This is a genomic window from Rhizobium fabae, assembly GCF_003985135.1.
Classification (GTDB): Bacteria; Pseudomonadota; Alphaproteobacteria; order Rhizobiales; family Rhizobiaceae; genus Rhizobium; species Rhizobium pisi.
The window spans coordinates 266,190-292,096 of sequence record NZ_ML133648.1 but is presented as its reverse complement, the minus strand read 5'-3'; the positions used below and the strand labels follow the sequence as shown (position 1 = coordinate 292,096).

Annotated in this window: 25 protein-coding genes and 2 pseudogenes; 14 read left to right on the top strand and 13 right to left on the bottom strand. The window is 61.1% G+C overall.

Annotation, left to right across the window (positions count from 1 at the left end; genetic code table 11):
* Positions 1-5 precede the first annotated feature (5 nt).
* The 4 genes from EFB14_RS09995 to EFB14_RS09980 are packed head-to-tail and all read right to left on the bottom strand — an operon-like array spanning position 6 to position 4,142.
* Positions 6-563 (bottom strand): GNAT family N-acetyltransferase, encoded by a 558-nt coding sequence (locus tag EFB14_RS09995; RefSeq protein ID WP_126824875.1) that lies wholly within the window; start codon positions 561-563, stop codon positions 6-8.
* Complete coding sequence (locus EFB14_RS09990; RefSeq protein WP_126824872.1) at positions 560-1,759, bottom strand: M20 aminoacylase family protein; 1,200 nt, start codon at positions 1,757-1,759, stop codon at positions 560-562. Before EFB14_RS09990 ends, EFB14_RS09995 begins: the two co-directional genes overlap by 4 nt.
* Positions 1,760-1,775: 16 nt before the next feature.
* Positions 1,776-3,125 carry an LLM class flavin-dependent oxidoreductase gene (locus tag EFB14_RS09985; RefSeq protein ID WP_125843141.1) on the bottom strand — a complete coding sequence of 450 codons (1,350 nt, stop codon included), beginning with the start codon at positions 3,123-3,125 and terminating at the stop codon, positions 1,776-1,778.
* Between the two features lie 24 nt (positions 3,126-3,149).
* The gene (locus tag EFB14_RS09980; RefSeq protein WP_126824869.1) at positions 3,150-4,142 is read right to left on the bottom strand and encodes an LLM class flavin-dependent oxidoreductase; all 993 of its coding nucleotides are present in this window, start codon (positions 4,140-4,142) and stop codon (positions 3,150-3,152) included.
* Positions 4,143-4,364: 222 nt separating this feature from the next.
* On the opposite strand from EFB14_RS09980, the pseudogene EFB14_RS09975 reads away from it, so the two are divergent.
* Positions 4,365-4,645: pseudogene (locus tag EFB14_RS09975) on the top strand (type II toxin-antitoxin system Phd/YefM family antitoxin).
* Positions 4,645-4,962: a type II toxin-antitoxin system RelE/ParE family toxin gene (locus tag EFB14_RS09970; RefSeq protein WP_125843145.1), complete on the top strand. Its 318-nt coding sequence runs from the start codon at positions 4,645-4,647 to the stop codon at positions 4,960-4,962. Before EFB14_RS09975 ends, EFB14_RS09970 begins: the two are co-directional and overlap by 1 nt.
* Before the next feature lie 118 nt (positions 4,963-5,080).
* Here the strand turns inward: EFB14_RS09970 and repC are convergent.
* The 5 genes and pseudogenes from repC to EFB14_RS09940 all read right to left on the bottom strand — a co-directional run bounded on the left by repC (position 5,081) and on the right by EFB14_RS09940 (position 10,211).
* Positions 5,081-5,726: pseudogene (gene repC, locus EFB14_RS09965) on the bottom strand (plasmid replication protein RepC).
* A 57-nt stretch (positions 5,727-5,783) separates the two neighbouring features.
* A complete protein-coding gene (gene repB / locus EFB14_RS09960; RefSeq protein WP_125843416.1) occupies positions 5,784-6,788 on the bottom strand; it encodes a plasmid partitioning protein RepB in 1,005 nt (334 codons plus the stop codon).
* Positions 6,785-8,002 (bottom strand): plasmid partitioning protein RepA, encoded by a 1,218-nt coding sequence (gene repA, locus EFB14_RS09955; protein WP_125843147.1) that lies wholly within the window; start codon positions 8,000-8,002, stop codon positions 6,785-6,787. Before repA ends, repB begins: the two co-directional genes overlap by 4 nt.
* A 284-nt stretch (positions 8,003-8,286) precedes the next feature.
* On the bottom strand, positions 8,287-8,463 hold the full coding sequence (locus EFB14_RS32850; RefSeq protein WP_164737512.1) for a hypothetical protein: 177 nt from the start codon (positions 8,461-8,463) through the stop codon (positions 8,287-8,289).
* Between the two features lie 662 nt (positions 8,464-9,125).
* Entirely contained in the window at positions 9,126-10,211 is a 1,086-nt protein-coding gene (locus tag EFB14_RS09940; RefSeq protein ID WP_125843151.1) for an ROK family protein, read from the bottom strand.
* Between the two features lie 121 nt (positions 10,212-10,332).
* Here EFB14_RS09940 and otsB point away from each other — a divergent pair, with 121 nt between their 5' ends.
* The 7 genes from otsB to EFB14_RS09905 all read left to right on the top strand — a co-directional run bounded on the left by otsB (position 10,333) and on the right by EFB14_RS09905 (position 17,213).
* Positions 10,333-11,112, top strand: a complete 780-nt coding sequence (otsB, locus tag EFB14_RS09935) for a trehalose-phosphatase (protein WP_183604830.1) — start codon at positions 10,333-10,335, stop codon at positions 11,110-11,112.
* 200 nt (positions 11,113-11,312) lie between these two features.
* Positions 11,313-12,197: a helix-turn-helix domain-containing protein gene (locus EFB14_RS09930; RefSeq protein ID WP_125843155.1), complete on the top strand. Its 885-nt coding sequence runs from the start codon at positions 11,313-11,315 to the stop codon at positions 12,195-12,197.
* A gap of 250 nt (positions 12,198-12,447) precedes the next feature.
* The gene (locus tag EFB14_RS09925) at positions 12,448-13,521 is read left to right on the top strand and encodes an ABC transporter substrate-binding protein (RefSeq protein ID WP_183604831.1); all 1,074 of its coding nucleotides are present in this window, start codon (positions 12,448-12,450) and stop codon (positions 13,519-13,521) included.
* A 69-nt stretch (positions 13,522-13,590) separates the two neighbouring features.
* On the top strand, positions 13,591-14,412 hold the full coding sequence (locus tag EFB14_RS09920) for an ATP-binding cassette domain-containing protein (RefSeq protein WP_126824866.1): 822 nt from the start codon (positions 13,591-13,593) through the stop codon (positions 14,410-14,412).
* Positions 14,409-15,668 (top strand): sugar ABC transporter permease, encoded by a 1,260-nt coding sequence (locus EFB14_RS09915; RefSeq protein WP_126824863.1) that lies wholly within the window; start codon positions 14,409-14,411, stop codon positions 15,666-15,668. Before EFB14_RS09920 ends, EFB14_RS09915 begins: the two co-directional genes overlap by 4 nt.
* 24 nt (positions 15,669-15,692) lie before the next feature.
* Entirely contained in the window at positions 15,693-16,421 is a 729-nt protein-coding gene (locus tag EFB14_RS09910; protein WP_125843160.1) for an SDR family oxidoreductase, read from the top strand.
* A 27-nt stretch (positions 16,422-16,448) separates the two neighbouring features.
* Entirely contained in the window at positions 16,449-17,213 is a 765-nt protein-coding gene (locus tag EFB14_RS09905) for an SDR family NAD(P)-dependent oxidoreductase (protein WP_126824860.1), read from the top strand.
* 49 nt (positions 17,214-17,262) lie between these two features.
* Here the strand turns inward: EFB14_RS09905 and EFB14_RS09900 are convergent, their stop codons facing one another.
* Entirely contained in the window at positions 17,263-17,658 is a 396-nt protein-coding gene (locus EFB14_RS09900) for a VOC family protein (RefSeq protein WP_126824857.1), read from the bottom strand.
* Positions 17,659-17,753: 95 nt separating this feature from the next.
* On the bottom strand, positions 17,754-18,182 hold the full coding sequence (locus EFB14_RS09895) for a tautomerase family protein (RefSeq protein ID WP_126824854.1): 429 nt from the start codon (positions 18,180-18,182) through the stop codon (positions 17,754-17,756).
* A gap of 120 nt (positions 18,183-18,302) precedes the next feature.
* On the opposite strand from EFB14_RS09895, the gene EFB14_RS09890 reads away from it, so the two are divergent.
* Positions 18,303-18,902, top strand: coding sequence for a TetR/AcrR family transcriptional regulator (locus tag EFB14_RS09890; RefSeq protein ID WP_125843168.1), 600 nt, complete (start codon positions 18,303-18,305; stop codon positions 18,900-18,902).
* Positions 18,903-18,925: 23 nt separating this feature from the next.
* On the opposite strand, the gene EFB14_RS09885 is transcribed toward EFB14_RS09890, so the two are convergent.
* Positions 18,926-20,194, bottom strand: coding sequence for a D-tagatose-bisphosphate aldolase, class II, non-catalytic subunit (locus tag EFB14_RS09885; RefSeq protein WP_126824850.1), 1,269 nt, complete (start codon positions 20,192-20,194; stop codon positions 18,926-18,928).
* 3 nt (positions 20,195-20,197) lie between these two features.
* Positions 20,198-21,181: a tagatose kinase gene (locus tag EFB14_RS09880; protein WP_126824847.1), complete on the bottom strand. Its 984-nt coding sequence runs from the start codon at positions 21,179-21,181 to the stop codon at positions 20,198-20,200.
* A gap of 329 nt (positions 21,182-21,510) precedes the next feature.
* Here EFB14_RS09880 and EFB14_RS09875 point away from each other — a divergent pair, with 329 nt between their 5' ends.
* From EFB14_RS09875 to EFB14_RS09860, 4 genes are all read left to right on the top strand, one after another.
* Entirely contained in the window at positions 21,511-22,824 is a 1,314-nt protein-coding gene (locus EFB14_RS09875) for an ABC transporter substrate-binding protein (protein ID WP_164737511.1), read from the top strand.
* 136 nt (positions 22,825-22,960) lie between these two features.
* Positions 22,961-23,731 carry an L-iditol 2-dehydrogenase gene (locus EFB14_RS09870; protein ID WP_125843174.1) on the top strand — a complete coding sequence of 257 codons (771 nt, stop codon included), beginning with the start codon at positions 22,961-22,963 and terminating at the stop codon, positions 23,729-23,731.
* 35 nt (positions 23,732-23,766) lie between these two features.
* Complete coding sequence (locus EFB14_RS09865; protein WP_126824844.1) at positions 23,767-24,777, top strand: zinc-dependent alcohol dehydrogenase family protein; 1,011 nt, start codon at positions 23,767-23,769, stop codon at positions 24,775-24,777.
* A 119-nt stretch (positions 24,778-24,896) separates the two neighbouring features.
* Positions 24,897-25,907, top strand: a complete 1,011-nt coding sequence (locus tag EFB14_RS09860) for a LacI family DNA-binding transcriptional regulator (protein ID WP_125843422.1) — start codon at positions 24,897-24,899, stop codon at positions 25,905-25,907.

Below are 25,907 nucleotides of genomic sequence, written 5' to 3'. Positions count from 1 at the left end.
CGTTTTCAGTGACTTGCGCCCGCCACGCGCAGGCGCGGCTCCGCCTCTTCGAGAAGAGGCTGCGCGAGATGGGTGATGTCCTTCTCGAAGGGCAGGCTCTTGTAGATCTCGGGATCGACCGATGTGTCGAAGAGAGCGGTGTAGCCATAGTTCAGATAAAGGCCGACCGCCTCGGGCTGGCGAAAGCCGGTCGTCAGATAGATGCGGGCATAGCCTTGGCGGGCGGCCTGGACCTCCAGTTCCACCAGCACCTTGCGGGCAAGGCCCTGGCGGCGCAGATCGGAGCGCGTCCAGATGCGTTTGAACTCGGCCGTGCGCTCGGCATAGTGCTTGAACGCGCCGCCGCCGATGGTTTCGCCATCGCGGATCAACAGGAGAAAATTGCCGTCGGGCGGTGCGAAGGCTTCGGGGGGATAGCGGTTGAGTTCGGCGGCCGCACCTTCGGCATTGAAATAGGTGCCGTAGCGGCTGTCATATTCGTAGATCAATTCATCGATCAGCGGCTTGGCGCGCGGGTCGAGAGGGCTGGTATAGAGAAAGGTATCGCTCATATCGTTCATCACCCGTTGTCATCAGTGAGGAAGGTTTCGGCGAGCCGCACCCAGTAGCGGGCGGCAGGCGCGATGATCGCGTCGTTGAAATTATAATGCGCGCTGTGGAGTGGAGCGCTGTCGCCATTCCCCACGAAGAGATAGCTGCCTGGATTCGCCTGCAGCATGAAGGCGAAGTCCTCACTCGCCGTTCTCGGCCGGAAATCCTTCTCGATCGCGGCGAGACCGAGCGCGTCATATGCGACATCGCGGGCGAAGGCGGTTTCTTTGGCGTGATTGACGAGCGCTGGAAAGCCGAGACGGTAATTCACATCGGCCTCTGCGCCGAAGCTTTCGGCCTGGGCGCGAGCAAGGGCTGGAATGCGCTCCTGCAACAGCTGGCGGACCGTCTCGCTGAAGGCCCGCAAGGTGAGCTTCATCTCGACGCTTTCCGGGATGACGTTGGAGGCGGAACCGGCATGAATCGAACCGACGGTGGCGACCGCCATGTCCTGCGGATCGACATTGCGCGAGACGACGCTCTGCAGGGCGGTGATGAAAGAGGCGGAGGCGAGCACGGGATCAACAGCGCGGTGCGGCTCGGCCCCATGGCCGCCCTTGCCGACGATCTTGATGACCGCCTGATCGACCGATGCCATGGCAGGACCGGTGACGAAGCCGAATTGACCCGCCGGCACACCCGGCCAGTTATGCAGCCCGAAGACCGCATCGACTGGGAAACGTTCGAACAGGCCTTCCGAGATCATCTTGCGGGCGCCGGCACCGATCTCTTCCGCAGGCTGGAAGATCAGCCGCAGCGTGCCGCTGAAATTGCCGCTCTCGGCGAGATAACGGGCGGCGGCGAGCAGGATCGATGTATGCCCGTCATGGCCGCAGGCATGCATGACCCCGGGATTGCTGCTGGCATAGGCAAGCTCCGTGGCCTCCTCGATCGGCAGGGCGTCCATGTCGGCGCGAATGCCGATCCGTTTCTCGCCCGCACCGCGCCTGAGGGTGGCGACGACGCCGGTTCCGGCGATGCCCGTCGCCACCTCATAGCCCCAGGAGGAAAGCCGGGATGCCACGAGCTTGCTGGTCCTCAACTCCTGGAATGCAAGCTCCGGATATTGGTGCAGGTCGTGGCGAAGCGCGATGATCTCGTCGAGATAACCGGCGATGCCCTTCTCGACCGGATCGTTGCTGCGCGGGTTCTGAGCGATGAGGTCCATGACGGTTCGCCGGCGCTCAGGCGCCGACGGCCTTTCCGTGCTCGACCTGATCAGCACCGGCCGCATAGCGGCTTTCGCGGAAGGGTAGGCCCAGATGATCCCGCAGCGTCTCGCCCTTCAGAACCGGATCGAAGTAACCGCGTTCGGTGAGGATCGGCAGAACGTATCTGGCGAAATCGTCGAAGCCCTCGGCGATGACGGGAAAGCCGAGGATGAAGCCGTCGGCGGCCCCATGGTCGACCCAGCGGATGATTTCGTCGGCGACGTGCGCGGCGGTGCCGATGAAGGCGGTGCGCGGCGTTGCGGAATCGAGCGCGACCTGGCGGAGCGTCAGGCCCTTTTCGCGCGCCGTCCTTTTGATGCGGTCTGTGGTGGCGCGGAAATTGTTCCTGCCGATATCGCCGAGGTCCGGGAACGGCTCATCGAGCGGGTAAACGCTGAAATCGTGATGATCGAAGAAACGGCCGAGATAGAGCAACGCCTCCTCAATAGTGACGAGGTTGCGGATCGCCTGGTACTTGGCTTCCGCTTCGTCAGGCGTTGCCCCGACGATCGGTCCGATACCCGGGTAAATACCGACTTCCGCAGCACTTCGGCCCTGCGCAATCACGCTGTCCTTGAGCTGCCGGTAAAAGGCCTGCGCCTCTTCGAAAGGCCCGCCATTGGTGAAGACGGCATCGGCATGCTTGCCGGCGAGCCGGATACCGGAATCCGAGGCGCCGGCCTGGAAAACGACCGGTTGGCCTTGCTTCGAACGGCCGATGTTGAGCGGGCCCTCGATGCGGAAGAACCGGCCTTTGTGGTTGAGACGATGCATCTTCGTCTTGTCGACAAAGACGCCTGTCTCGCGGTTGCGGATAAAGGCGTTATCGTCCCAGGAATCCCAGAGACCCTTGATCGCATCGATATAGTCCTCGGCGATCTCGTAGCGCAGCTCGTGCTCCGGATGCTCGCGGCTGTAGTTGCGCCCCGATCCCTCGAGCGGCGAGGTCACCGCGTTCCACCCTGCCCTGCCGCCGCTGATGAGGTCGATCGAGGCGAACTGGCGGGCGATGGTGAAGGGATCGCTGTAGGAGGTCGAGACCGTACCGACGAGGCCGATCTTCGAGGTAGAGGCGGCGAGCGCCGACAGAATGGCGATCGGCTCGAATCGGTTGAGGAAATGCGGGATCGACTGCTCGTTGATATAAAGCCCATCGGCGACGAAGGCGAAAGCGATGCCGGCCTCCTCAGCCTTGCGCGCGGTCTTGACGAAGAAATCGAAATTGACGCTGGCATCGGCCGGTCCGCTCGGATGTTTCCAGGCATTCATGTGGCCACCGGGACCCTGCAACATGATGCCGAACGTGACGTGTTTCTGAGCCATGGGATCAATCCTCCTTGGAAACGGTCAGGCGACGAGGGAAAGCCGCTCCTTGGCGAGCAGCTCGATGGAGGCAAGGCGCTCGGCGATCGAAAGCGCTGGCGTGTCGAGCACAAACTCCTTGACGCCGTAGCGGCGGTGAAGTTCGTCCAGCTCCTTGCGGATCTGCTCGGCCGTGCCGTGCAGCACGTTCGGCACCTTTTCCTCGATGCGGTAATCGGTGACGCCGGCCTGCCGGGCGAATTCGGCCGCCTGCTCCTCGCTGCCGACATTGACGGTCTGGCCGTTCGGCAGGAATACCTTGACAAGGCGCAGCCTGCCGACACGCTCGCGGGCATAGTCCTCGCTTTCCGCGGCAAAGGCGGCTAGCGCCAGGATCGGACGCTTTCCGCCGGAAGCGTGCTCATAGGCCTCGAAGCTCCTGCGCAGATTGTCCGGATCACCGTTCAGGTGACCGGCGAAGACAAGCTCCCAGCCTTTCTCGGCGGCGAGTTCGGCGCTTTCGACGCTGGCGCCGAGCAGGAAACGTTCGGGAGGCGTCGGCGGGAAAGGTGTCGCCTGCGCGCCATCGTATTTCGGATCGGCGGCGAGATATGTGTTGAGATCGGAAAGCTGACTTGCAAAATCCGGCTTTCTGGACGGATCGACGGCTAGTTGAAGGGCGCGCGTCGACAGCGGAAAGCCACCCGGCGCCTTGCCGACACCGAGATCGACCCGGCCGGGTGCCAGCGAAGCCAGAAGATTGAAGGTCTCGGCAACCTTGTAGGCGCTGTAATGCTGCAGCATCACGCCGCCGGAGCCGATGCGGATCCTCGAAGTCCTGGCGAGAAGGTAGGCTATCAACGCTTCCGGCGCGGAACTCGCCAGATTGGACATGTTATGATGCTCGGCGACCCAGAAACGGTGATAACCGAGTTCCTCGGCCCGGGCGGCGATCTTTACCGTCGCCCGTAGCGCATCCGCGGCGGTGAGCCCCTCTTCGATCGGGCTTTTGTCGAGAAGGCTGAGGAGATAGGACATGATACCACGATCCGATCACTGGTTGCAAAGTTTAGTCTATAAAATCAGTAGACAAACTTTATTATAAGAAATCCCATTCTCTTTGGGGCCGGCGGAGTGAAAAAAAGCATCCACTCCCCCGAGGGGATAATCGACCGCTGGGAATGCGCCGCCGCGGTGTCCAAAAGTGTCTTTAAATTGACCATTTAATGATCAACATTCTGGTCGAAAGGGAGTGAGCAGATGAAGCTGTCAGAACAGGTCAAGCCGATCAGCTATCTCAAGGCGCACTCGCCGAGATCATCAGGACACTGAAGGATAATCCTCAGCCTGTTGTCATTACGCTGCACGGAGAGGCGAAAGCCATCCTTCAAGACGTCGGCCAATATGAAGAAACGCAGGAAACGCTAGCGCTTCTGAAGGTGCTCGCGCTCACCAACCGTCAGGTTGACGAAGGCAAGCTGCGCCCAGCAACGGAGTCCTTCGCGCGCATCCGCAAACGTCTGGCCGACAGCCAACCCTGATGTCATATCGTGTTCTGTTCGCCGAGGACGCGGAACGCGATGTTGAGGATCTCTATCGCTTTATCGCTCACCGTGACGGTGCCGAAACTGCAGAGCGCATCCTGACGGAAATCGAGCGCGCCTCTACCGATCTCGAAGAATTCCCCGCCCGCGGAAATAAGGAGCTCGCGAGCATCGGCATCTCCGAATATAGGGAACTGCACCATAAACCCTGGCGCATGATTTATCGCATCATGGGCACCGATGTCGTCGTCTATTGCGTGATCGACGGACGCCGCGACGTGCAGGCTTTCCTGGAGCGAAGGCTGATCCGCTGAGGTTCGGCATATCGTTCTTCGCCAGGTCCGACATGTGGCTTGCCCGATCCCCTGCCCTCAAAAAACCGCTGGCCATTCCTCGGACCTGGCCATAAACGCCCACACGGAGACCTGACGCCTACCCCGCCTTTCGGCCGGCCGGCGCGTTTGCCCGCAGCAGCGCCATGAACATCGGGCCGATCGCGAATTCTCCCTTCTCGCTTCGCCGCGTCAGGTCGCGAAGATTGCCGCCGGCCGAATTGATGTGACCGCCGCGCTCCAGGATGCATGCATCACCGTTGCGGCGTTTTCCGCGCCCATCACATTTGCCGCCTCCTCATAGGCTGACGGGCTCACGCCCAGCATCGATCGAACCGTGATGGCTGCGGTAATCAGGTCGCGCCAAGCAACGGCGCCAGCGAAAAGGTGAAGGCTTCCTCCACCTCCCCTGCCCTGTCTCTGCGCACATAGCGCTTACCGTTGGGGCTATCCTTACGCAGCAGAAGACCTGCTTCGACCAGCGCTGCGAGATGCCGCCGGACGGTCTGCTCGGCCATGCCGTGCGTTCTCAAGGAAAGCTGGATATTCGTCAGGCCATTTTCCTGGGCCAGCTCGTTCTTCGGATAAAAACTCAGCAGTGCATTGAGCACGGCAAGCGCACAATCGGTGATGCCGAGCAACGGCTTTGCTTCGCACAACGCGCGAAACAATTTCCATTTATCGGCCGATTGATCCGGCTTGATTTCACCTGCCATGACCTGGCTTGCGAGCATGCCAAGTGTCATCGACCGCCGCCCGGTTCGGTGCCTTTTTCTTTTGCGCGTTATCTCCTATCCGAATTGTCAGCTGACAACCGGTCTAACTGCCTCATTTTCCTCTTCGAACTCGGCGGCGAGGCCTGCCAACCGCTGAGCCAGGAATTCCGAAAACGCCGCCGATTTGACGGTGATGCGAAAGGTTTTGCCGGAGCGGGACACCGAAGCAAGCGGCGCCCCCGCTTGGGTCCGCAGCGTCTGCTCGGCCCGCTGCGGTGCGCTCTTCTCTTCCAGCGCCTTCCAGACGGCGTCGAAACGACCGTTAGTCTCTAACGCCTCGAAACCGCCGGCACGAATTGCCGCCTGCGCCTTTTTCGACCCGCCCGTTTCCCTGAATTTTTCAGAAAACGCCAGCCAGCGCGGGCGCCCAACCTTGGGGGCCGGCCCCACGGCAAGAATGATCTCTGGATCGATCGTCTGCGCCACCTGCAGCAGCCTCGAGGTTTCCGGCTTATCGGTCGCCAGCGCCTTGGCAATCATGTCTCGGCTAAAGCCATGTTCATCCATGCGCCGCGCAAACAGCGCCCGTTCGATAAAGCTCAAGTCAACGCGGGGACCGTTTTCCTGACCCTGCGCGAGGATCAGTTCCTCATCCGTGAGCTTGCGCACGACGGCCTTGACCGCAACCCCGATCTCGGCGGCCGCGCGAAGTCGCCTGTGTCCATAAGCCGCCTGGTAATGCCCGGCCTTTACAGGATCCGGCCGCACCAGGATCGGGACCTGCTGTCCGCTTTCGCGAATTGACTGCTTCAACCGCTCGAATTCGGGATCTTGATCGACCGGAATGCGGTCGCGGATAAAGGACATTTCGACGGTGGCCGGATCGATCTCCAGCACCTTGTCGCCGGAGGCCAGCGATTCACGAAGCGCCTTGGCGGCGGCCGCTTCCTCGCCCAGCCGCCCTAGCGACAGGTTCATCGCCTTGACCGCACCCGAGGGCCGATGCGCCGGCTGCGCGCTTGGTGCTTCGGGCCGCGCCGGCTCTACGGAGCCGACCATACTCTTCAGGATATCGCGACCTTTTGGGCTCATGTCCGGCTCCATGCACTGCGAATGAGTTGCTCGACCTCGGCATTGACGCTGTCGACGGATTCGACACCGCGGTCATAGGTCTGGCGATGCATCGTCTCGCGCCCCGCCTCGTAGATCGTCTGCTTGGACAGGCCCGCATCCGAGACCGCAGTCGACTTGACCATCATCGAGGTCAAGACGCGCTCGCCGAACAGACTGCGCAGGAAGGCGACGATCTGTGCCTGCGGACCGTCATTGGCCTCGTAGCGGGTGATGAGATAGCGCATCCAGTCATAATCAAGATTGCCGCCCGCCTGCTTGACGACGGCCAGAAGGTCGGAGGTCATCGTCAGGAACTGGTTCATCGACGCCACGTCGAGCATCTGCGGATGAACGGTGATGAGAACGGAGGTGGCGGCACAGAGCGCAGACAGCGTGAGGAAGCCGAGGGTAGGCGGGCAATCGATGATGACGACGTCATAGCTCTGCTCCAGCGAATGCAGCGCATTGCCGACCCGCATGAAGAACATGTCCTTGTCGTCGCGGTTGGTGTCTGCCAGCGCCTTTGGAGTATCGTGTTCGAACTCGTGCAGTTCGAGATTGCCGGGGATGAGATCGAGCCCGGGGAAATAGGTCTGGCGGACGATGTCGGCAACGTCAAGGCGCGTCTCGTCATATTTGATGGCTCCGTAAAGCGTCTCGTTTTCGCCCACGTCGAATTCGGGCTGATATCCAAGCATCGCCGACATCGATGCCTGGGGATCGAGGTCGACGGCAAGCACACGGTAGCCGCGCAGCGCCAGGAACTGCGCCAGGTGGATGGATGTCGTCGTCTTGCCGGAGCCGCCCTTGAAATTGGTAACGGCGATCACCTGGAGATGATCGCCGGGCCGGCGCATCGGCAGATATGAGGGTTTGGTGCGCCCGAGATGCTGGCGCATCGCATGGATTTCCTCGAGCGAGAACACCCGGCGGCCCGTCGCCGTCTTTTCAGGATTGATGCTTTCCACCTGGGCGGCGAGATGACGAACATAGCTGTCTGTGACGCCGAGCAGCTTGGCAGCCTCAATGCTGCTAAACCGCCGCAGCGACTTGCGGGCGTCGGGCGAAAACAGCCGCTCGAACAGCACCTGCAACTGGCTGCTGAGAATCGTCGAGTCCTGCGCGATCGTCTCGTCGATCGAGACTCGACTCGCTCTCTTGGCTTTCTCAACAATCGCGGCCTTGATCGGCATTCACGCAAATCCTGATAAATCGGGTAATTTTGCGCAAATGATCGTGAGTCTCGCGATTCCGTCAAGCGATTTCTTGGTTAGCCAATCCATAACAAACCGGATTCGGCGAAGAAATCATGTGGAATTCAGGAATCTTAGCTCGTTGTCAGCTGACAACGGCGACCATACCTCACGTCATCGAAGCCAGCTAGCGGATAACGGCCCCATTTCGACAAGCTCGATGCCGCTGCCGACTCGGCCGGAGAGGGGTCCCGTCGCAGACCGCAACAGGCAATCCCCGCTTCTCATTTATAGGCAGACGGACGGTACAGGCTCTCGGCTTCCAGCCCACGCGCGGGCTCGCCGCCGGAGGGTTTGTCGTTTGCGTCGTGGGGTTCAGGATCGCGTCGTGACGGAGCAAGGCCGAGCATCTGTTCGAGACGGCCGGCATTGAGCGGAGCGCTTATTCCCTTGAAGTTCATGACTCATCTTTCGTCTGCGCATGACTTGCGTGAGGCTGCGAAGATAAACGCAATTTGAGCCTGCCGAGAACCGCCCGCCGGCGTTATCACCATCTTTTCGATGGGGGCAGAAGAGATGAGGGGAGGGGAGGGGAGGGAGTTTCCTCTATAACGGCTAAGCAATGGAAACGCCGTTGCCATATCAAAGGTTAAAAACTGGGAGACGCTTCTAGGCGAATCGAGCCCTGAGGAATATGTAGGACGGCAATCACCGGGTGCCGTCGATCAACTGCCGGTGACGTTTATTCCCCAAATAGTGATCCTTCTCTATCGGAACTTATCCGCCGCTTCACTTCCGTCTGTGGAATTCTTTCTTGTTTACCTCCTGTTTACCATAAGACGCCCAGCGCGCCTCGGCATCGCGCAAGAGTAAGCGGGGCTGATTTGGTGGCCATGCCGACACAATCAGCATGTCTCACACCGAGCTGGGTGCTCGAAGGGCCGAGAGCGTTCAGGCGCGTGCTGCAACCAGGGAGGCGAGGGGTGCAACAGCATGATCTTCGTCACTGATACCCAGCCGATCGCCAAGATAGTGCCAGAACGACAGGCCGAGCTTTTGGCAGGTCTTCAGGGGGAATGCCTCAATCCACGTCTGAGCGTTTATAATAAGCGGGCGTAAGCGGCTATCGCGCCTTCGTTTCCTCGCGATTGGTGAAGTGGGCATTGCCCAAGCCCGTGCCGATGGTCAGCACCGCCCATTTCGAGACGTCTTTCATGAAAGGGATCTGTGACAATCCCTGCACGACGGCATCGTTGTGCATCATCACGAATGTGCTGTGGTCGCCGATCTCCGGAATGGCCTTCATCAACGCCGCGGGAAGGTTGAAACGATCGCTTTCCCAGTTCCCACCCGGCAGGTTCTGTCCGCCGCGTTCGATCGAGCCATCGGCTTTGATAATGCCTGGACAAGCGATCCCGATGATGGGAGCGGGTTTCAGACTGGCCTTTTCAGCCTTGTCGATCAGGTCCCGCAGCATTGCCGCCAGCTTCTCTATCGTCGCGCTGCGGCTTGGTTCGTCATCGGCATGGCGCCAGATCGCCGATTCCCAAACACTCGCATCGGCAAAATTCGGCGCCTTTTCCTTTCCGAATTCAACGATGCCGGCCCGGGCGTTCGTGCCGCCGATATCGACGGCAAGCATGGCCTCATAACCCTTGAACATCCAGGGCGGCATCAGGTGGACAGAGCCTACCAGCCCCGCTTCGTCGGGATGGTGAGCGATCGGCACAATTTCGATATTGTTGCCAGCCGCCTTGAGAAGAACCATGGTCCTGGCGATTGCCAGCTCCCCGAAGCGGCTTTGCCTGAAGCCGCCGCCAACCACGATACGCTCCGTCTTGGACCAGCGCTCGTCTTTGAGGAACTCCCCAATCACCTCGGCAAAGTCCTGCGAGAAGTCCTCCACCGCGCCCATAACAAGCGCGGCAGCTTCCATATCGTCTCCATTGAGCAGAGCCTCGATCTTTTTCTTGGAAAGCTTAGCCGTCGCAACCTTGCCGATCGGGTCATCTCCAAACTTGCGGACGCGTTTTCTCCAATCGTCGAGCTTCCGCAGGAAGGTCTTCTTGTTGGCGTTGTCGCCAACGAAACCGTTCTTGTCACGCAGCTCATTATTGTAGTCGTCGATCGTCACCAGCGGCAAAACCGTCGCGCCATGCGCCAACGGAGCATTGACCTCGTCACGGTGCTTGGAACTGCTTTTGGCCATCGATGTACTTTCTGCGGTGTGAGTGCTCGAACCGGGCCAGATAGAACGCGGACTTGCCTTTGGATGTTCCGGCGGCTCACGGTCATCTTGTCCTCGCCGCCCGGCGACCTAGCTTCAAAGATTGCAGAGTTTGGAGAATGCCGTGCAGGACGACGCCGCTACCCAGGAAATGCTTTCATTGGTCTTGGAAGAGCCGGACCGCTGGGCGATGTTTCTCGACATCGACGGGACGCTGCTCAATCTTGCACCCACGCCGGATGCGATCGAGGTTCCCGAAGCGCTGCCCGGACAGCTTCATCGCCTGTCGAACAAGCTCGGAGGCGCCTTGGCGCTGGTCACCGGACGGTCGCTTGCCTATGCCGACACCTTGTTCAAGCCCTTTGCATTTCCGACGGCAGGCCTTCACGGCGCGGAGATCCGAAGTGCTGCCGGACTGCACACGCTCGAGGCGACGCCCGAGTTTCAGGCGTTAAAACATGCGCTGACGGCCGAAGCCGAGCACTACCCTGGGGTCTTGATCGAAGACAAGGGCGCTGCCGTTGCGGCCCATTACCGGCTTGCGCCCGAATATGAAAAGGTCCTCGAAGAGCGCATGCATTACTATGCCGAGATCGCCGGATCGAACTGGGCATTGCAACTCGGCAAGATGGTGTTCGAGCTACGCCCGGCCCGGTCGAGCAAAGGCGACGCGCTGGAGCGGTTCTTCCAGTCCGATCCCTTCAAGAATCGTTATCCCATTACCATCGGCGACGACCTGACCGACGAGTCGATGTTTGCGACCGCCAATGCCCGCGGCGGCGTTTCCATACGTGTCGGCGCGATCGGCGCCCCGAGCTGCGCCACGAGCAGGCTGTCTTCGGCCGCGCTGGTCAGAAACGTCATTGCAGCCTTGGCCGCCTGACGCGCGTCCTCCCGCGCGATGTCTGGCGGCGGATGCTGTCGTCTTTCCACCGTCCGCACGGCGTCAACTGTCAAAAAAGTATCGGTTTGGACGGGGAATCGTGGTGGCGGGCATGAAACAAGCCCACTACACTCCCCACAACAATAAGCCAAAACGGGAATTTGGCGGGCGGGCTTGGAACCGCCCTCGGAGGAGGAACAATGGAACCTGACTTGGAAGTCGTTCAGATCAGGCCCGGCGAATCGTTCGCAACGAAGGCGCATGGCTATCCCTACCATACGGTCCGCTGGCATTTTCACCCCGAATACGAACTTCATCTCGTCGTCGCGACGACGGGACGGTATTTCGTCGGCGACTTCATCGGCGAGTTCGAACCCGGCAATCTCGTGCTTGCCGGCCCCAATCTTCCGCACAACTGGATTAGCGATGTCCCGAAGGGATCGAGCATCCCGCTTCGATGCCAGCTCATCCAGTTCAGCGAGAATTTCATCAGCGACACGATGAAGGTGCTGGCCGAGCTCGGCCCGTTCGAACAGGTTCTCGAAGCCTCCCGTCGCGGCGTGCTCTTCGGCACTGACACCAGCCGGCAGGTTGCGCCGCTGATGAACGAGGTGCAGCAGGCCCAGGGCGTGCGGCGCATCGAGCTCTTCATGATGATGATCGGCCTGCTCAGCCGGGCAGGGGATGCGCAGCTTCTCGCCAGCCCGAGCTATCTGCCCGATCCCTCGGGCTACATGTCGGCCGGCATCAACAAGGCGCTCGCTTATATCCGGGAAAACCTGACGAAATCCTTCGACGAAGCCGATCTCGCGGCGATTGCAGGACAATCCACAGGCGCCTTTTCGCGCGGCTTCCGCCGCCATACCGGCATGTCGCTCGTGCAATATGTCAAACGCCTGCGCATCAATCTCGCCTGCCAGATCCTGATGAGCGACGACCACGCATCGATCACCGATATCTGCTTCGAGGTCGGCTTCAACAACCTGTCCAACTTCAACCGGCAATTTCTCGCGGAGAAAGGCATGACACCGTCCCGCTTCCGCCGATTGTTGGGTGACAACATCGACGTGGCGAAGGCGGCCTAAGCAAGCCGAACGAACAGGGTTTCAAGGATACGAAGTAACAATGCGCCGAAGACGGCGATAGGGAGGACAAGGAGGAGGAACGAAAGCGACACTGACTTTGAACGTGAGCGCGCAACAGGCGGCTCGCGAGGGGAAACGCTTGTCCTCAAGAAACGCAAACCGCCGGGACAGGCGCGACCGTTCATTCAGCTGAACGGCCACAGCAGAACACTGCATCACGAAGCTACACGATTTTTTCCAACGGGAGGAGATGAAAATGATGAAGTTCTCGACAAAGACGGCAGGCGCCGCGGCACTTGTCCTGTCCCTGCTGGGCGGCACGTCCGCCTTTGCACAAAGCGCCGTTGCCGATGCAACGGTCGCATTCCTCATGCCCGACCAGGGCTCGACGCGTTACGAAGAACATGACCATCCCGGTTTCGTCGCGGAAATGAAGAAGCTCTGCGCGTCGTGCAAGGTCATCTATCAGAATGCCGATGCCGACATCGCCAAACAGCAGCAGCAGTTCAATTCGGCAATTACCCAGGGTGCGAAAGTCATCGTGCTCGATCCGGTGGATTCGGCGGCGGCCGCGTCTCTCGTCCAGCTCGCTCAGAGCCAGGGCGTCAAGGTTATCGCCTATGATCGTCCGATCCCGAAAGGCAAGGCAGATTTCTATGTCTCCTTCGACAACAAAGCGATCGGCAAGGCGATCGCGGAATCGCTCGTCCAGCATCTGAAAGCGCGGAAGGTGCCGACCGATGGCGGCGGCATCCTGCAGATCAACGGGTCGCCGACCGATGCGGCTGCCGGGCTGATCAAGGACGGCATTCACGAGGGCCTGGCGAGCGGCGGATATAAGACGCTTGCCGAATTCGACACGCCGAACTGGCAGCCGGCGAATGCACAGCAATGGGCAGCCGGCCAGATCACGCGCTTCAGCAAGCAGATCGTCGGTGTTGTCGCCGCCAACGACGGCACCGGTGGCGGCGCCATCGCAGCCTTCAAGGCGGCGGGTGTCGACCCCGTGCCGCCGGTGACTGGCAATGATGCCACGATCGCAGCACTGCAGCTCATCATATCAGGGGATCAGTACAATACGATCTCCAAGCCGAGCGAAATCGTTGCCGCCGCCGCTGCCGACGTTGCAGTGAAGCTGCTCGCGGGAGAAACGATCAAGGCCGAGATGACCCTCTACGACACGCCCGCGCAACTCTTCGTGCCCGCCGTCGTCACTGCCGAAAACCTCAAGGCCGAGATCATCGACAAGAAGATCAACACTGCCGAGGAGCTGTGCACCGGCCGTTACGCCGACGGCTGCAAGAAGCTCGGCATCCTCAAGTAGTCCGCAAGGGAAGGCGCGGCCGGCCACCAGTCGCGCTTCCGTTTTTCGCTTTTTCCGAAAGGCCAGGCGATGTCTGACACCTCTCATCTTCTTGACCCCTCCCGTCAGCCTGTCCTCAGCCTGCACGGCATATCGAAGAACTTCGGGGCGGTGTCGGCGCTCACCGATATCGAGCTCGATGTGCATGCCGGCGAGGTTGTGGCGCTCGTCGGCGACAACGGCGCCGGCAAATCGACACTGGTCAAGATCCTGGCCGGCGTGCATCAGCCGAGCTCCGGCACGATCGTTTTTGAAGGAAAGCCGGCGAACCTGTCGAGCCCGAGTACTGCGCTCGATCTCGGTATCGCGACCGTCTTCCAGGATTTGGCACTCTGCGAAAATCTCGACGTCGTCGCCAATATCTTTCTCGGCAAGGAGCTCAATCCCTTCCAGCTCGATGAGGTCGCCATGGAGATCCGCGCATGGAAACTGCTGAGCGAGCTTTCCGCCCGGATCCCAAGCGTGCGCGAGCCCGTCGCCTCGCTTTCCGGCGGGCAGCGCCAGACGGTAGCGATTGCCAGGTCACTGCTGCTCGAGCCGAAATTGATCATGCTCGATGAACCCACGGCAGCGCTGGGCGTCGCCCAGACCGCCGAGGTGCTGGATCTGATCGAGCGCGTGCGCGAGCGCGGCCTCGGCGTTATCATGATCAGCCATAATATGGAGGATGTGCGCGCCGTTGCCGACCGCATCGTCGTCCTGCGGCTCGGACGCAACAACGGCACCTTCATGCCCGATGCATCCAACGAAGAGCTCGTCAGCGCGATCACCGGCGCATCCAACAATTCCGTCTCCCGCCGCGCCATGCGCCGCAAGGGGCAAAGCCGAGAGAATGAGGAGGGCAGGCCATGATGAAGACCATGCAGAATGAACCTGCAGCACCCGCGCTCCTCGACCGGCGTGACGAAAGAGTCCGCCATGACGACAGCCTCGCCGGGTGGGTCCGCGCCTTCTGGGACCGCATCCGTGCCGGCGACCTTGGCTCGCTGCCTGTCATCGTCGGCCTGGCGATCATCTGGACGGTGTTCCAGGCGCTCAATCCGGTGTTTCTCTCCAGCGCCAACCTCGTCAACATGCTGTTCGACTGTTCGACGGTCGGCGTCATCTCCCTCGGAATCGTCTGCATCCTGATGGTCGGCGAGATCGACCTTTCCGTCGGCTCCGTCAGCGGCTTCGCCTCGGCGCTGGTCGGCGTCTTCTGGATCAACCAGGGCTGGCCGGTGGTGCTTGCCATCTTCGCCGCCATGGCCGTCGGCGCCTTGATCGGCTCGCTCTATGCCTTCCTCTTCAACCGCTTCGGCATGCCGAGCTTCGTCTCCACCCTGTCGGGACTTCTCGCCGTTCTCGGCCTGCAGCTCTATATCCTCGGATCGACCGGTTCGATCAATCTGACCTACGGCTCCTGGCTCGTAAATTTCGGGCAGATCATGGTCATGCCGGACCCTGTCGCCTATGCCCTGGTGGCGTTTGCCGGCATTACCATCTTTTTCTCCAGCTACCGAACGGCGGCGCGTCGGCGGGCTGCCGGCCTCTCGTCGAAATCGGTCGGCGGACTGCTTCTGCGTGCCGTCATCATCACCGTCGCGCTGGAGGCGGTGGCGTTTTATCTCAACCAGTCGCGCGGCATTCCCTGGATGTTCGGCCTTTTCGTCGGGCTCGTCGCCGCGATGAACTATGCGCTGACGCGCACGAAATGGGGACGCTCGATGCATGCCGTCGGCGGCAACCGGGAGGCGGCCCGCCGCTCGGGCATCAACGTGTCGCGCATCTATGCGAGCGCCTTCGTCATGTGCGCCCTGCTTGCGGCAACCGGCGGTGTGCTTTCGGCTGCTCGGCTCGCCACTGCAAGCCAGCAGGCCGGTACGGGCGACGTCAATCTCAATGCCATCGCCGCGGCGGTTATCGGCGGCACGAGCCTGTTCGGCGGGCGCGGCAGCGCCTATTCGGCCCTTCTCGGCATCATCGTCATTCAGTCGATTGCCAGCGGGCTGACGCTTCTCGATCTGTCATCATCGCTTCGATACATGATTACCGGCGCCGTTCTTGCCGTCGCCGTCATCGTCGACTCGCTGGCACGCCGATCGCGGATCTCGCACGGCAGGGCCTAAACCATAGAAAAGCAGAGGAAGAAAATGGGACAGGATCTGTCTGGAAAAGTCGCGGCTGTCACCGGAGCGGCGTCAGGTATCGGCCTGGAATGCGCCAAAGCCTTGCTTGCTGCCGGCGCCCGGGTCGTGCTGGTCGACCGCAACGAAGAAGGCTTGAAGGAAATCTGCGCGACGCTCGGGGCCAATGCCATTCCGCTGGTCATCGATCTCACCGACCCGAAAAGCGTGGCGCGAATGATGCCTGAGATTCTGGACAAGGCAGGCCAGCTCGACATCTTCCACGCCAATGCCGGCTCCTATGTCGGCGGCGAGGTGCTCGACGGCGATCCCGACGCCTGGGACAGGATGCTCAACCTGAACATCAATGCCGCATTCCGTTCGGTGCACGCGGTCCTGCCGCACATGGTGGAACGCAAGACCGGGGATATCATCCTGACGAGCTCTGTGGCCGGCATGGTTCCTGTCGTCTGGGAGCCGATCTACACAGCCTCCAAACATGCGGTGCAGGCTTTCGTCCATACGCTGAGGCGGCAGGTGGCAAAACATGGATTGCGCGTCGGCGCCATCGCGCCCGGCCCCGTCGTGACGGCCCTTCTCAGCGATTGGCCACAAGAGAAGCTCGATGAGGCGCTTGCTGCAGGTGGCCTGATGGAGCCGAAGGAAGTGGCCGAAGCGGTGCTCTTCATGCTGACGCGCCCACGCAACGTCACGATCCGCGATCTCGTCATCCTGCCGCAAAGCACAGACATCTGACGAACAATCGCTCTGGAGGAAACGGACATGATCTTCGACAGATTTCGCCTCGACGGACAAGTGGCGCTGGTGACGGGCGGCACGCGCGGCATCGGGCTTGCCATTGCCGAGGCGCTCGGCGAAGCGGGTGCCAAGGTCGTCATCACGGGACGAACGCGCAATGGAGCGGCGGAAGACCGGCTTTCCGAGGCCGGTATCGATTGCGATTTCCTCGCCGCCGACCTCATGAAGGAAAGCGCCGCCGACGAACTCGTCACCGAAGCCCTTTCGCGGGGGGGCCGGCTCGACATCCTCGTCAACAATGCCGGCATCGCCGTTCATGGCGACAGCGGCGAATTTTCCGATGCGATCTGGCGCGAGATCATGACCGTCAACGTCGATGCCGTCTTCCGCGCCTGCCGCGCAGCACTCGCCCCCATGCGGCGCCAGGGCGGCGGTGTCATCCTGAACATCGGCTCGATGTCGGGCATCGTTTCCAACATTCCGCAGAACCAGGTCGCCTATAACACCTCGAAGGCGGCGGTTCACATGATGACGAAGAGCCTGGCAAGCGAGGTTGCCGCTGAAAATATCCGCGTCAACGCCATCGCTCCCGGCTATATCGAAACCGATCTGTCGCGCGGCGGCATTGAAAATCCCGACTGGTTTCCGACCTGGCGCAGCATGACCCCGATGGGGCGCGTCGGGCAGCCGGAAGAGGTAGCGAGTGCTGCCTTGTTCCTCTGCTCGGCGGCGGCAAGCTACGTCACCGGCGAAGTGTTGGTCATCGATGGCGGTTATACGACGCGGTGACACGCGGGTACCAGCTATCGTCTTCCACTTGCGCATGGGCGGCACATGCTCACGCCAGGCAATCGAGCATCCATTGAACACCAAAGCGATCGGTGAACTTGCCGTAATAGCTTCCCCATGGCTGCACCGCGAGCGGTGTCGTTATCTCGCCGCCTTCGGCCAGCCGGGCGAAAAGCCTGTCGGTGCTGTCACGGTCATCCATGATCAGCATATGGGCGGAGCCGCGCATCGGCTCGGCATCGTGATTGTCCGAGGCGAAGAAGAGAATACCAGGTCCTTCGAAGCGGGCATGCATCACCTTGCCCTGCATGGCTTCGCTGGCAACGGGCATTCCGTCTGCGCCGTGCCGCTTCAATTCCGTGACACGGCCAAGCCCGCATTTGGCATAGAAGGCAAGAGCCTCCTCGCAGCCGGTGGAAAAGAAGAGATAGTTGGCAAGCTGCATGGCTTGGCTCCGTCGTAGCGCCGGACCGCGACTCATTGCTGTCGCCGGCCCGGTCTTGCATCAGGTCCGAGATTTCCGCGCGTGCGCCCCGATCGTTACGAGACGGCAACCGCACCCTGGATGGCGCCAACAAGCTCGGCGTTGTTATAGCTGCGGCCGGCGATACCCCAGGCCCCCTCAGGCGCATAGACGATGTTGGACCATATGTGTTCGCGTTTGAGCCGGCCCTCCGCGGCCCGTTCGAGGACATCTGTTGCTTTTTCAAAGAAGGCCTGTTTGGCTTCGGCGCTCGCCAGCGCGATCTCGGGCAGCCTGAGTTCGATGAACGCTGCGGCGACCGGCTTCCCCCCCGCAAGCACATGCTCGCGCGGCAGCACGTTGATGGTGCCTATAATATTGGCCGTCATGAAAGCATTGCCGGTCAAATCGGCGGTATCAAGCAACGCGTCCGTCAGTCCGGCAAAGGCTTGCGTCTGTGCCTGCTGCGAGAGCAGACCTTCCGGTACCGTAAGTGTGATGGGCATCACATGTCTCCCTGTTTCGGATCGTGACCGTTTCTGATATATACCGATCACTCTTTATGCATACACATCGATCGCTCTCTTAGCAAGCCATAAAGAGCGATCACTCCAAATGAGGTATTCATGCGTTACAGTGCCGAACACAAACAAGAGACCCGAACGCGAGTGATCGCGGCGGCGGGACAGGTTTTCAGAAAGGAAGGCTACGGCGGCGCCGGTATTGACGCATTGACCAAGGCGGCGGGCGTGACCAACGGCGCCTTCTACGGACACTTCAAGTCGAAGGGCGAAGCCTTCCGCACGGCCGTGCTGACGGGTCTCGAAGAGCTGCGGCAGGGAATTTCGGCGCTGAAAATCAACCAACCGAAAGACTGGCTGACGACGTTCGTCGGCTACTATCTCGGCTATAAAAGAACCTGCGAACTGGGTGAGAGCTGCGCTCTGCCGAGCCTTTCCCCCGATGTGATGCGCGCGGACGATGAAACGCGAAGCGCCTATACGGTAGAGATCAAACGCCTCGTCGAGGAAGTCGCAACCGGCCTGCAGGAGCGTACGATAGAGGAGCAATCCGAAACACAGCGGGAGGATCGAGCGATCCTGCTACTCGCCATGCTGAGCGGCGGCGTTACCCTCGCGCGCGCCGTTTCCGACCCGGTACTCTCCGAACGCATCGCGGATGTTATCGGACAGGCTACCTTGACAGCGATGGAGCCCAAAAATTGATCCGCTTGCCTTGACGACGTTGCTCAGGACAGGGTGCCGCAGGCGCTCTGGTAATCGGCAAGGACGCGATCGACCGCTGAGATCAGGATAGTCTCGGGATCGCCGGCTTCAGCCGCTGAAAGCTGCGGCAGAAATTGATGAAGCAGCGTTTCCGGCATTGTCTTGCCACGCAGCGCGCCGAGCATGGTCTGGAAAGCCCGGTCGGCTTCGGGCCTGTTCCAGTAATAGCGGATGCGGTCGCTGTAACTGTAGTGCCGTTGCAGGTGCAGGGCCGTGGCATCACCGTGATAATGCGCCTGCCAGTCGCCGGGTGCGGCCAGCATTAGCGCTTCCATCGTTGCCGCCAGAGGCCTGTCGCCGTAATTGGGAACCATCTCAGAGGCGATCATATCGAGCGCATAGGCCGCCTCGCGCAGCGCAAAGGTCATGCTGGGGCCGACCTTCAGGATTGGAAAGCCGTCCTTCACAAGTCCCGTAAGCGCGGCGCGCGTCTGGTAGTCCGTGGAATGGGCTTCGAAGACGAATTGCGGCTCCTCGTCGAGAAGCGCAGACAATTCCCTTGCGAGCTCGGGCCTGTAACCGATGACGTTTTCACTGCCGAACTCGACGCCCGGCTGAACAACGAAGGCGATGACGCGCGAAAAGGCGTCCTCCAATCCAGCCCGCGAAAAGATTTCGCGATGAATGGCGATTGTCGCCCGGGCGGCTTCCGGCGCGGTCGGTCGGAGTTCTTCGAGCGCATGGTCGGCGCCGCCCGGCACCGGAACCTCGGTGCCGAGGATGTAGAGCGGCAGCGGTGCGCCGATCGCCTTTGCCGTCCTTTCGCTGACCTCAGCAAGCCTTGCGGCACGCTCGGCGATCGTCCTGTCGTCGAGAGCGGCCGGCTCGCCGGCGCAGCCCATCGAGGCGTCGAGATGGATCTTGGTGAACCCAGCCCTCACATAGGCCGCGACCATGGCTTTAGCCTTCTCAAGCGCGGCCTCCGGCGCATCCTTTCGCCAGGGATTGGGGCCGAGGTGATCGCCGCCGAAGATCATCTGCGAGCGATCGAGCCCTTCCTCGGCCGCCACGCGCTCAACGAAGCGGATGAAAGCCTCGGGCGTCATGCCGGTATAGCCACCGAGATGGTTGACCTGGTTGCAGGTCGCCTCGATCAGCATCGGTCCACCATCTCGTACGGCCCGCCGGATTGCGGCCCTGAGAACGAGGGGATGGGCAGAGCAGACGGAGGTAATGCCAAAGGGCGCTCCTTCGCGCCGCGCGACGGCAAGACGGGTCAATATCCGATCCATCGCCTATCTCCTCCGGGTTTCGGCGATGAAGACCGCCAGTTCGGCAAGGGTCGAGACGCCTTCCATCGGGCCGAGCCGGGTCACGTTCCGGGCTCCGGCGGCATTGGCATGAAGGAGCGCGGCATCCGGTGTCATGCCCTTGCGGCGGCAGGTGAGATAGGCCGCGCCGAAACAGTCGCCGGCGCCGGTCGGGTCGACCTCGGTGACCGCGAAAGCGACGCAATCAATGCGCTGACGGTCACGGCCGAAGAAAGACGCACCCTGTTCGCCTCGCTTCAGGACGATCTCTCCGATGCCGCTCTCCAGGAGGCTGGCGACAGCCTCGGCCTCGTCGTTCAGCCCGGCGGCGGTGAAAAGCTCCTCGCCGGAGGGCAGCAGCAGATCCGCTGCGCCGAGCACCTGATTGAAGCTGTCCAGAGCGCCGTCGTCCGTCAGCAACTCCTTACGGAGATTGGGATCGAAGGAGATCGATCCGCCACGGGCACGCACCGTTTCGATGGCATAAAGGATCACCTCGCGGGCGCCGGGAATGGAAAGGGCTGTTCCCATGACGTGCACATGCCCGGCTCGCCCGATAAGGTCTTTGGCCGCGGGCGTCAGGCCTACCTGGCCGGCAGCGGATCTGGCGATGTTGAAGACGAAGTCGCGAGCACCATCCGGCCGGTAGCGGACGAAGGCGCTGCCCGTCGGCCAGTCCTCGCTCACCGCGATGGCGGAGACGTCGACGCCGTCCTGCCGCAGGCGATCGACGTTCAGCCGGCCGAAATCGTCATTGCCGACGCTGGCGACGATGCCGGCCGCACCGCCCATGCGGGCGACCTGATCGATAAAAATAGCCGGCGCTCCACTGGGATAAGGTCCGGTCAGGGCCTGCGGCTCGCGGAACCCGGCTCCCACCGTCGTCGCCATGATCTCTACCAGGATCTCACCGACCGTGACCGTTGGGCCAAGCGCTTCCGGCGCAAGTGCCCTCAGAGGGAATGGCATCTGCAATCTCCTTATGCGAAAAGCGTCCTCCGCACTCCGCACAGTTCATAAAACGCGACTTTCTCCGGCCGTACCTTGCCTGCCGAAACCAGTCAAGAATAATTTTACGCGTGATAATTTTTTGTTGCATCGCGGCGCCGATCTTCACGTTGCACCGCATCGCAATATCAACGTTATTGGCAAGGCAAGTGCATCAAACTTGCAATTACGACAGGAAAGCTGTCCAAATCTGTCGTGAAAACGTCCTTGACAAACTTCGTCGGGATGACAGATTAAAGTTTACGCATGTAATTTTATGCGTGAACATCCGTAAAGGAGGAGCGGAGACCATGAGCAAGATCATTTGCATTCTGTCTGCGTCCGTCGCCTGCCTCGCATTGGCGGCCGGAATGGCGGACGCCGAGGAGCTGACGATCGCCACTGTCAACAATGGCGACATGATCATCATGCAAAAATTGTCGCCGGAATGGGAAAAGGAGACCGGCAACAAGGTGAACTGGGTGGTGCTGGAAGAAAACGTCCTGCGCCAGAAGGTCACGACCGACATCGCGACGAAGAGCGGCCAATACGACATCATCACCATCGGCGGTTATGAAGCGCCGATCTGGGGCAAGCAGGGTTGGCTGGCTCCCGTCGGCGACCTCGGCGCCGATTATGACTATGATGACCTGCTCGCCCCGATCAAGGCCGGGCTGACCGTCGACGGCAAGCTCTACGCGGTGCCCTTCTATACCGAAAGCTCATTCACGCTTTACCGCAAGGACCTCTTCGATGCGGCCGGCATCAAGATGCCCGACGAACCGACCTATGACCAGATCAAGGAATATGCGGCCAAGCTGACAGACAAGGCGAAGGAACAATACGGCATCTGCCTGCGCGGCAAACCGGGCTGGGGCGAGAACATGGCTTTCCTGGGAACCATGATCAACGCCTATGGTGGGCGCTGGTTCGACATGGACTGGAAGCCGCAGATCAATTCCGAGCCCTGGAAGAAGGCGATCACCGACTATGTCGCCCTGATGACCAAATATGGTCCTCCCGGCGCGACTGCCAACGGCTTCAACGAAAACCAGGCGCTGTTTTCAACCGGCCATTGCGCGATGTGGATCGATGCGACGTCGGCCGCCGGCCGCGTCTACGATCCGAAACAGAGCAAGGTCGCCGACAAGATCGCCTTTACCCGCGCACCCATTGCCGTCACGGCAAACGGATCGAGTTGGTCTTGGTCCTGGAACCTGGCAATTCCGGCCACGTCGAAGAAGCTCGACGCCGCCAAATCCTTCCTGAAATGGGCGACCTCAAAGGACTACGTCAAGAAGGTTGGTGAGACGGAGGGATGGGTGGCCGTGCCGCCCGGCACGCGCAAGTCGACCTACGCGCTTCCGGAATATCAGAAGGCCGCCCCCTTTGCCGATACCGTGCTGAAGGCCATCCTTTCCGCCGACCCGGCAAAGCCGACCAAGGATCCGGTTCCCTACACCGGCGTCCAGTTCGTCGCCATTCCTGAGTTCCAGGGCATCGGCACGCTCGTCGGCCAGCAGGTCGCCGCCGCCTTGTCCGGCCAGCAAACGGTCGCTGCCGCCCTCGACAGCGCCCAGAAGCAGGTCGAACGCGACATGAAGAAGGCGGGTTACCCGAAATAAATCCTGATCCTCGCGGTTTTCCGCGAGTTCCTCCCGGGAAGGTTCCGGCAGCGGCGCTGCCGGAACCTTCTGATTGGAGCGACCCGTCATCATTGACGCATTTCCGGCTTCTTCGCCTGATGAATTGGAGAAAGACATGAGACTGAAAGACAAGGTCGCCCTGATCACCGGCGGTGCGCGCGGCATTGGTCTCGGCTTTGCCGAAGCCTTCGTCAAGGAAGGCGCCAAGGTCGTCATCGCCGATATCGACATCGAAAGGGCAACGAGATCCGCTGCAGCAATCGGCCCCGCCGCAAAGGCGATGAAGCTCGATGTCACCGATCTCTCGGCCATCGACACTCTCGTCAAGGCGGTCGACGATGAGTTCGGCGGTATCGACATCCTCATCAACAATGCCGCCATCTTCGACATGGCGCCTGTCAACGAGATCACCGAGGAAAGTTACGACCGGGTCTTCTCCATCAACCTGAAGGGCCCGCTCTTCATGATGAAGGCCGCCTCGAATGTCATGATCAAGCGGGGCAGGGGCGGCAAGATCATCAACATGGCAAGCCAGGCCGGTCGTCGCGGCGAGGCGCTGGTGCTGCTCTACTGCGCCTCCAAGGCGGCCATCATCTCGGCGACGCAGTCGGCGGCGCTCGCGCTCGTCAAATACGGCATCAACGTCAATGCGATCGCACCGGGCGTCGTGGACGGCGAGCATTGGGATGTCGTCGATGCCCATTTTGCCAAATGGGAAGGCTTGAAGCCGGGCGAGAAGAAGGCCGCCGTCGCCAAATCCGTCCCGATCGGCCGTTTCGCCACGCCTGACGACCTCAAGGGTCTGGCCGTCTTCCTCGCTTCCGCCGACAGCGACTACATCCTCGCCCAGACCTATAATGTCGACGGCGGCAACTGGATGAGCTGACCGCAGCCGCAAACATGAAGCCAGGAGCCAGAGGGATGGAAGCCATCTGCTATACCGAAAAGGGCGTCGCGGTTACCAAGACGCTGCCGGTACCGGAGGTCAGGCCCGGCCATGCGCTTGTGCGCGTGCGCGCGGCCGGCCTTTGTCATACCGATATCGACGTCCTGCATGGCCGCTATGGCGAAGGCCGTTTTCCGCTGGTTCCGTGCCATGAATTTGCCGGCGTGGTCGAGGCCGTCGCGGGCGATGTCTCCGGCCTTGCCGTCGGCGCCAAGGTCGTCGCCGACCCCAATCTTCCCTGCGGAGAATGCCGAGCCTGCCGCAAGGGGTTAAGCAATCTCTGCCGTGATCTGAAGGCCTATGGCGTGACGGAGAACGGCGGGTTTGCCGAATACAGCCTGGTCAGGACCGATCATCTGCATGAGATCGGCGATCTCGACTTCAACCTCGCCGCACTTGCCGAGCCGCTTGCCTGCGTCTTGAACGGCCTCGGCAGCGCCGGCCTGCGGGCCGGTCCGGCTGGAACGGAGAATGCATTGGTCTTCGGCGCCGGGCCGATCGGGCTGCTGCTTGCGCTTTCCCTGAAAGCCGAAGGCGTTCCGTCGGTGACGGTTGCCGACATCAACGAGGGCCGCCTTGCCTTTGCCGAAAAGCTGGGGCTGGAGACGGCCGTCTCGGGATCCCAGGCGCTTGCCGCCCGCCACCATGACTTCGATTTCGTCGCCGATGCGACCGGCATCGCCCGCGTCGTCGAAAGCATGATCGATTTTGTCACCGACGGCGGCACGGTTCTCGTCTTCGGCGTCTGCGCGCCCGATCAGCGCATTTCCATCGCGCCCTTCGAGATCTTCCGGCGCCAGATCCGTTTTGCCGGGTCCCATTCGCTGAACCGCAACATTCCCGAGGCCCTCGCAATCCTGAAAAGAGACAAAGGAGCGATGGCCGCGCTGGTTTCCCATCGCCTGCCGCTCGGCGAGGTCTTGCCTTTCATCATCACGAAGTCCGCCGATCCCGCAACGATGAAGGTACAGTTCTCCATCGACTAGATCGACCTCATCGTCATCGTAGCCGAACGACAACCGCTTTTCGTTCGGCGATGAGTCATCTAGAAACCGTCAGGAGCGACCGATCAGGAGATCAGATGGTGGGAAAGACGATCAAAACCATGGAGGACTTTTCGGAGTTCGTCGGTCTGTCGCGTCCCACCGTCTCCAAATATTTCAGCGATCCAATGTCGGTGCGCCAGAAGACGCGGGAAACGATCGAGCAGGCCCTGAAGAAATCGGGGTTCCGGCCCAATATGTTCGCCGTCAACCTCAATCGACGGCGCAGCAACATTCTCGGCGTCATCATTCCCAATTCCACCGATCCCTTCTACATGGCGCTCACCCGCCGCATCGAGATGATTGCCAACGAGACGGGGTTCCTGGCCTTCGTCCTGTCATCGGACGGGAAGGCGGAGATGGAAGACCGGGCGATCAAGACGCTGAAATCCATGAATGTCGCCGGCGCGATCATCGCCCCGCTCGGCGTGGAATCCCACCATGCGACGCTCGATGAACTCGGCCGCAGCGTGCCCCTCATCTACGTGGACTCGCCACTCGACGAGACATCCTCCTTCGTCGGCACCAACAATCGCCAGAGCTTCAATCTGATCGTCGACTATCTCTGCCGCTCGGGCGAACCGCCCTGCTATTTCGGCATGCCGCATGTCAACACCAACGCCTTGACGCGCCAGACGGCCTATGTGGAGGCGATGGAGCAGTTCCGGATGGTGCCTGAGATTGTCGGGCTTACCGACAGCAAGACCTGGGATTTCGAGCGTTTCGGCTTCGAGGAAGCGACCCGCATCCTCACCTCGGGCGAAGGTTTCCCGACGCGCACCGTGCTTTGCGCCAACGACCGCGTCGCTTTCGGCGTCATCGCCGCCGCCTATCAGCAGGGACTCAAGGTCGGCCACGGCGCCAATTATGATCTGCGCGTTGCCGGACATGACGACCATCCTCTGTCCCGCTACGCCTGCCCCCCGATTACGACGGTCGCACAGAACTATAACGAGATCGGCCGGCTGGCGATCGAGCTGCTGCTCGGCAGGCTCGGCGAGGGCACAGGGGCGGTCGCGCCGGCGGACCGCATTCTTCTCAATGCCGAATTGATGCTCCGGACCTCGGCGTGA

Coding starts and splice junctions, on each gene's coding strand:
- repB (WP_125843416.1), bottom strand. CDS start 6,788: ATGAGCCCAAAAGGTCGCGATATCCTGAAGAGTATGGTCGGCTCCGTA.
- EFB14_RS09925 (WP_183604831.1), top strand. CDS start 12,448: ATGAAAATGATGAAGTTCTCGACAAAGACGGCAGGCGCCGCGGCACTT.
- EFB14_RS09860 (WP_125843422.1), top strand. CDS start 24,897: ATGGAGGACTTTTCGGAGTTCGTCGGTCTGTCGCGTCCCACCGTCTCC.
- EFB14_RS09900 (WP_126824857.1), bottom strand. CDS start 17,658: ATGCAGCTTGCCAACTATCTCTTCTTTTCCACCGGCTGCGAGGAGGCT.
- EFB14_RS09880 (WP_126824847.1), bottom strand. CDS start 21,181: ATGCCATTCCCTCTGAGGGCACTTGCGCCGGAAGCGCTTGGCCCAACG.
- EFB14_RS09980 (WP_126824869.1), bottom strand. CDS start 4,142: ATGTCCTATCTCCTCAGCCTTCTCGACAAAAGCCCGATCGAAGAGGGG.
- EFB14_RS09930 (WP_125843155.1), top strand. CDS start 11,313: ATGGAACCTGACTTGGAAGTCGTTCAGATCAGGCCCGGCGAATCGTTC.
- EFB14_RS09870 (WP_125843174.1), top strand. CDS start 22,961: ATGAGACTGAAAGACAAGGTCGCCCTGATCACCGGCGGTGCGCGCGGC.
- EFB14_RS09875 (WP_164737511.1), top strand. CDS start 21,511: ATGAGCAAGATCATTTGCATTCTGTCTGCGTCCGTCGCCTGCCTCGCA.
- EFB14_RS09890 (WP_125843168.1), top strand. CDS start 18,303: ATGCGTTACAGTGCCGAACACAAACAAGAGACCCGAACGCGAGTGATC.
- EFB14_RS09920 (WP_126824866.1), top strand. CDS start 13,591: ATGTCTGACACCTCTCATCTTCTTGACCCCTCCCGTCAGCCTGTCCTC.
- EFB14_RS09905 (WP_126824860.1), top strand. CDS start 16,449: ATGATCTTCGACAGATTTCGCCTCGACGGACAAGTGGCGCTGGTGACG.
- repA (WP_125843147.1), bottom strand. CDS start 8,002: ATGCCGATCAAGGCCGCGATTGTTGAGAAAGCCAAGAGAGCGAGTCGA.
- EFB14_RS09990 (WP_126824872.1), bottom strand. CDS start 1,759: ATGGACCTCATCGCTCAGAACCCGCGCAGCAACGATCCGGTCGAGAAG.
- EFB14_RS09865 (WP_126824844.1), top strand. CDS start 23,767: ATGGAAGCCATCTGCTATACCGAAAAGGGCGTCGCGGTTACCAAGACG.
- EFB14_RS09885 (WP_126824850.1), bottom strand. CDS start 20,194: ATGGATCGGATATTGACCCGTCTTGCCGTCGCGCGGCGCGAAGGAGCG.
- EFB14_RS09940 (WP_125843151.1), bottom strand. CDS start 10,211: ATGGCCAAAAGCAGTTCCAAGCACCGTGACGAGGTCAATGCTCCGTTG.
- EFB14_RS09985 (WP_125843141.1), bottom strand. CDS start 3,125: ATGGCTCAGAAACACGTCACGTTCGGCATCATGTTGCAGGGTCCCGGT.
- EFB14_RS09895 (WP_126824854.1), bottom strand. CDS start 18,182: ATGCCCATCACACTTACGGTACCGGAAGGTCTGCTCTCGCAGCAGGCA.
- EFB14_RS32850 (WP_164737512.1), bottom strand. CDS start 8,463: ATGAACTTCAAGGGAATAAGCGCTCCGCTCAATGCCGGCCGTCTCGAA.
- EFB14_RS09970 (WP_125843145.1), top strand. CDS start 4,645: ATGTCATATCGTGTTCTGTTCGCCGAGGACGCGGAACGCGATGTTGAG.
- EFB14_RS09915 (WP_126824863.1), top strand. CDS start 14,409: ATGATGAAGACCATGCAGAATGAACCTGCAGCACCCGCGCTCCTCGAC.
- EFB14_RS09910 (WP_125843160.1), top strand. CDS start 15,693: ATGGGACAGGATCTGTCTGGAAAAGTCGCGGCTGTCACCGGAGCGGCG.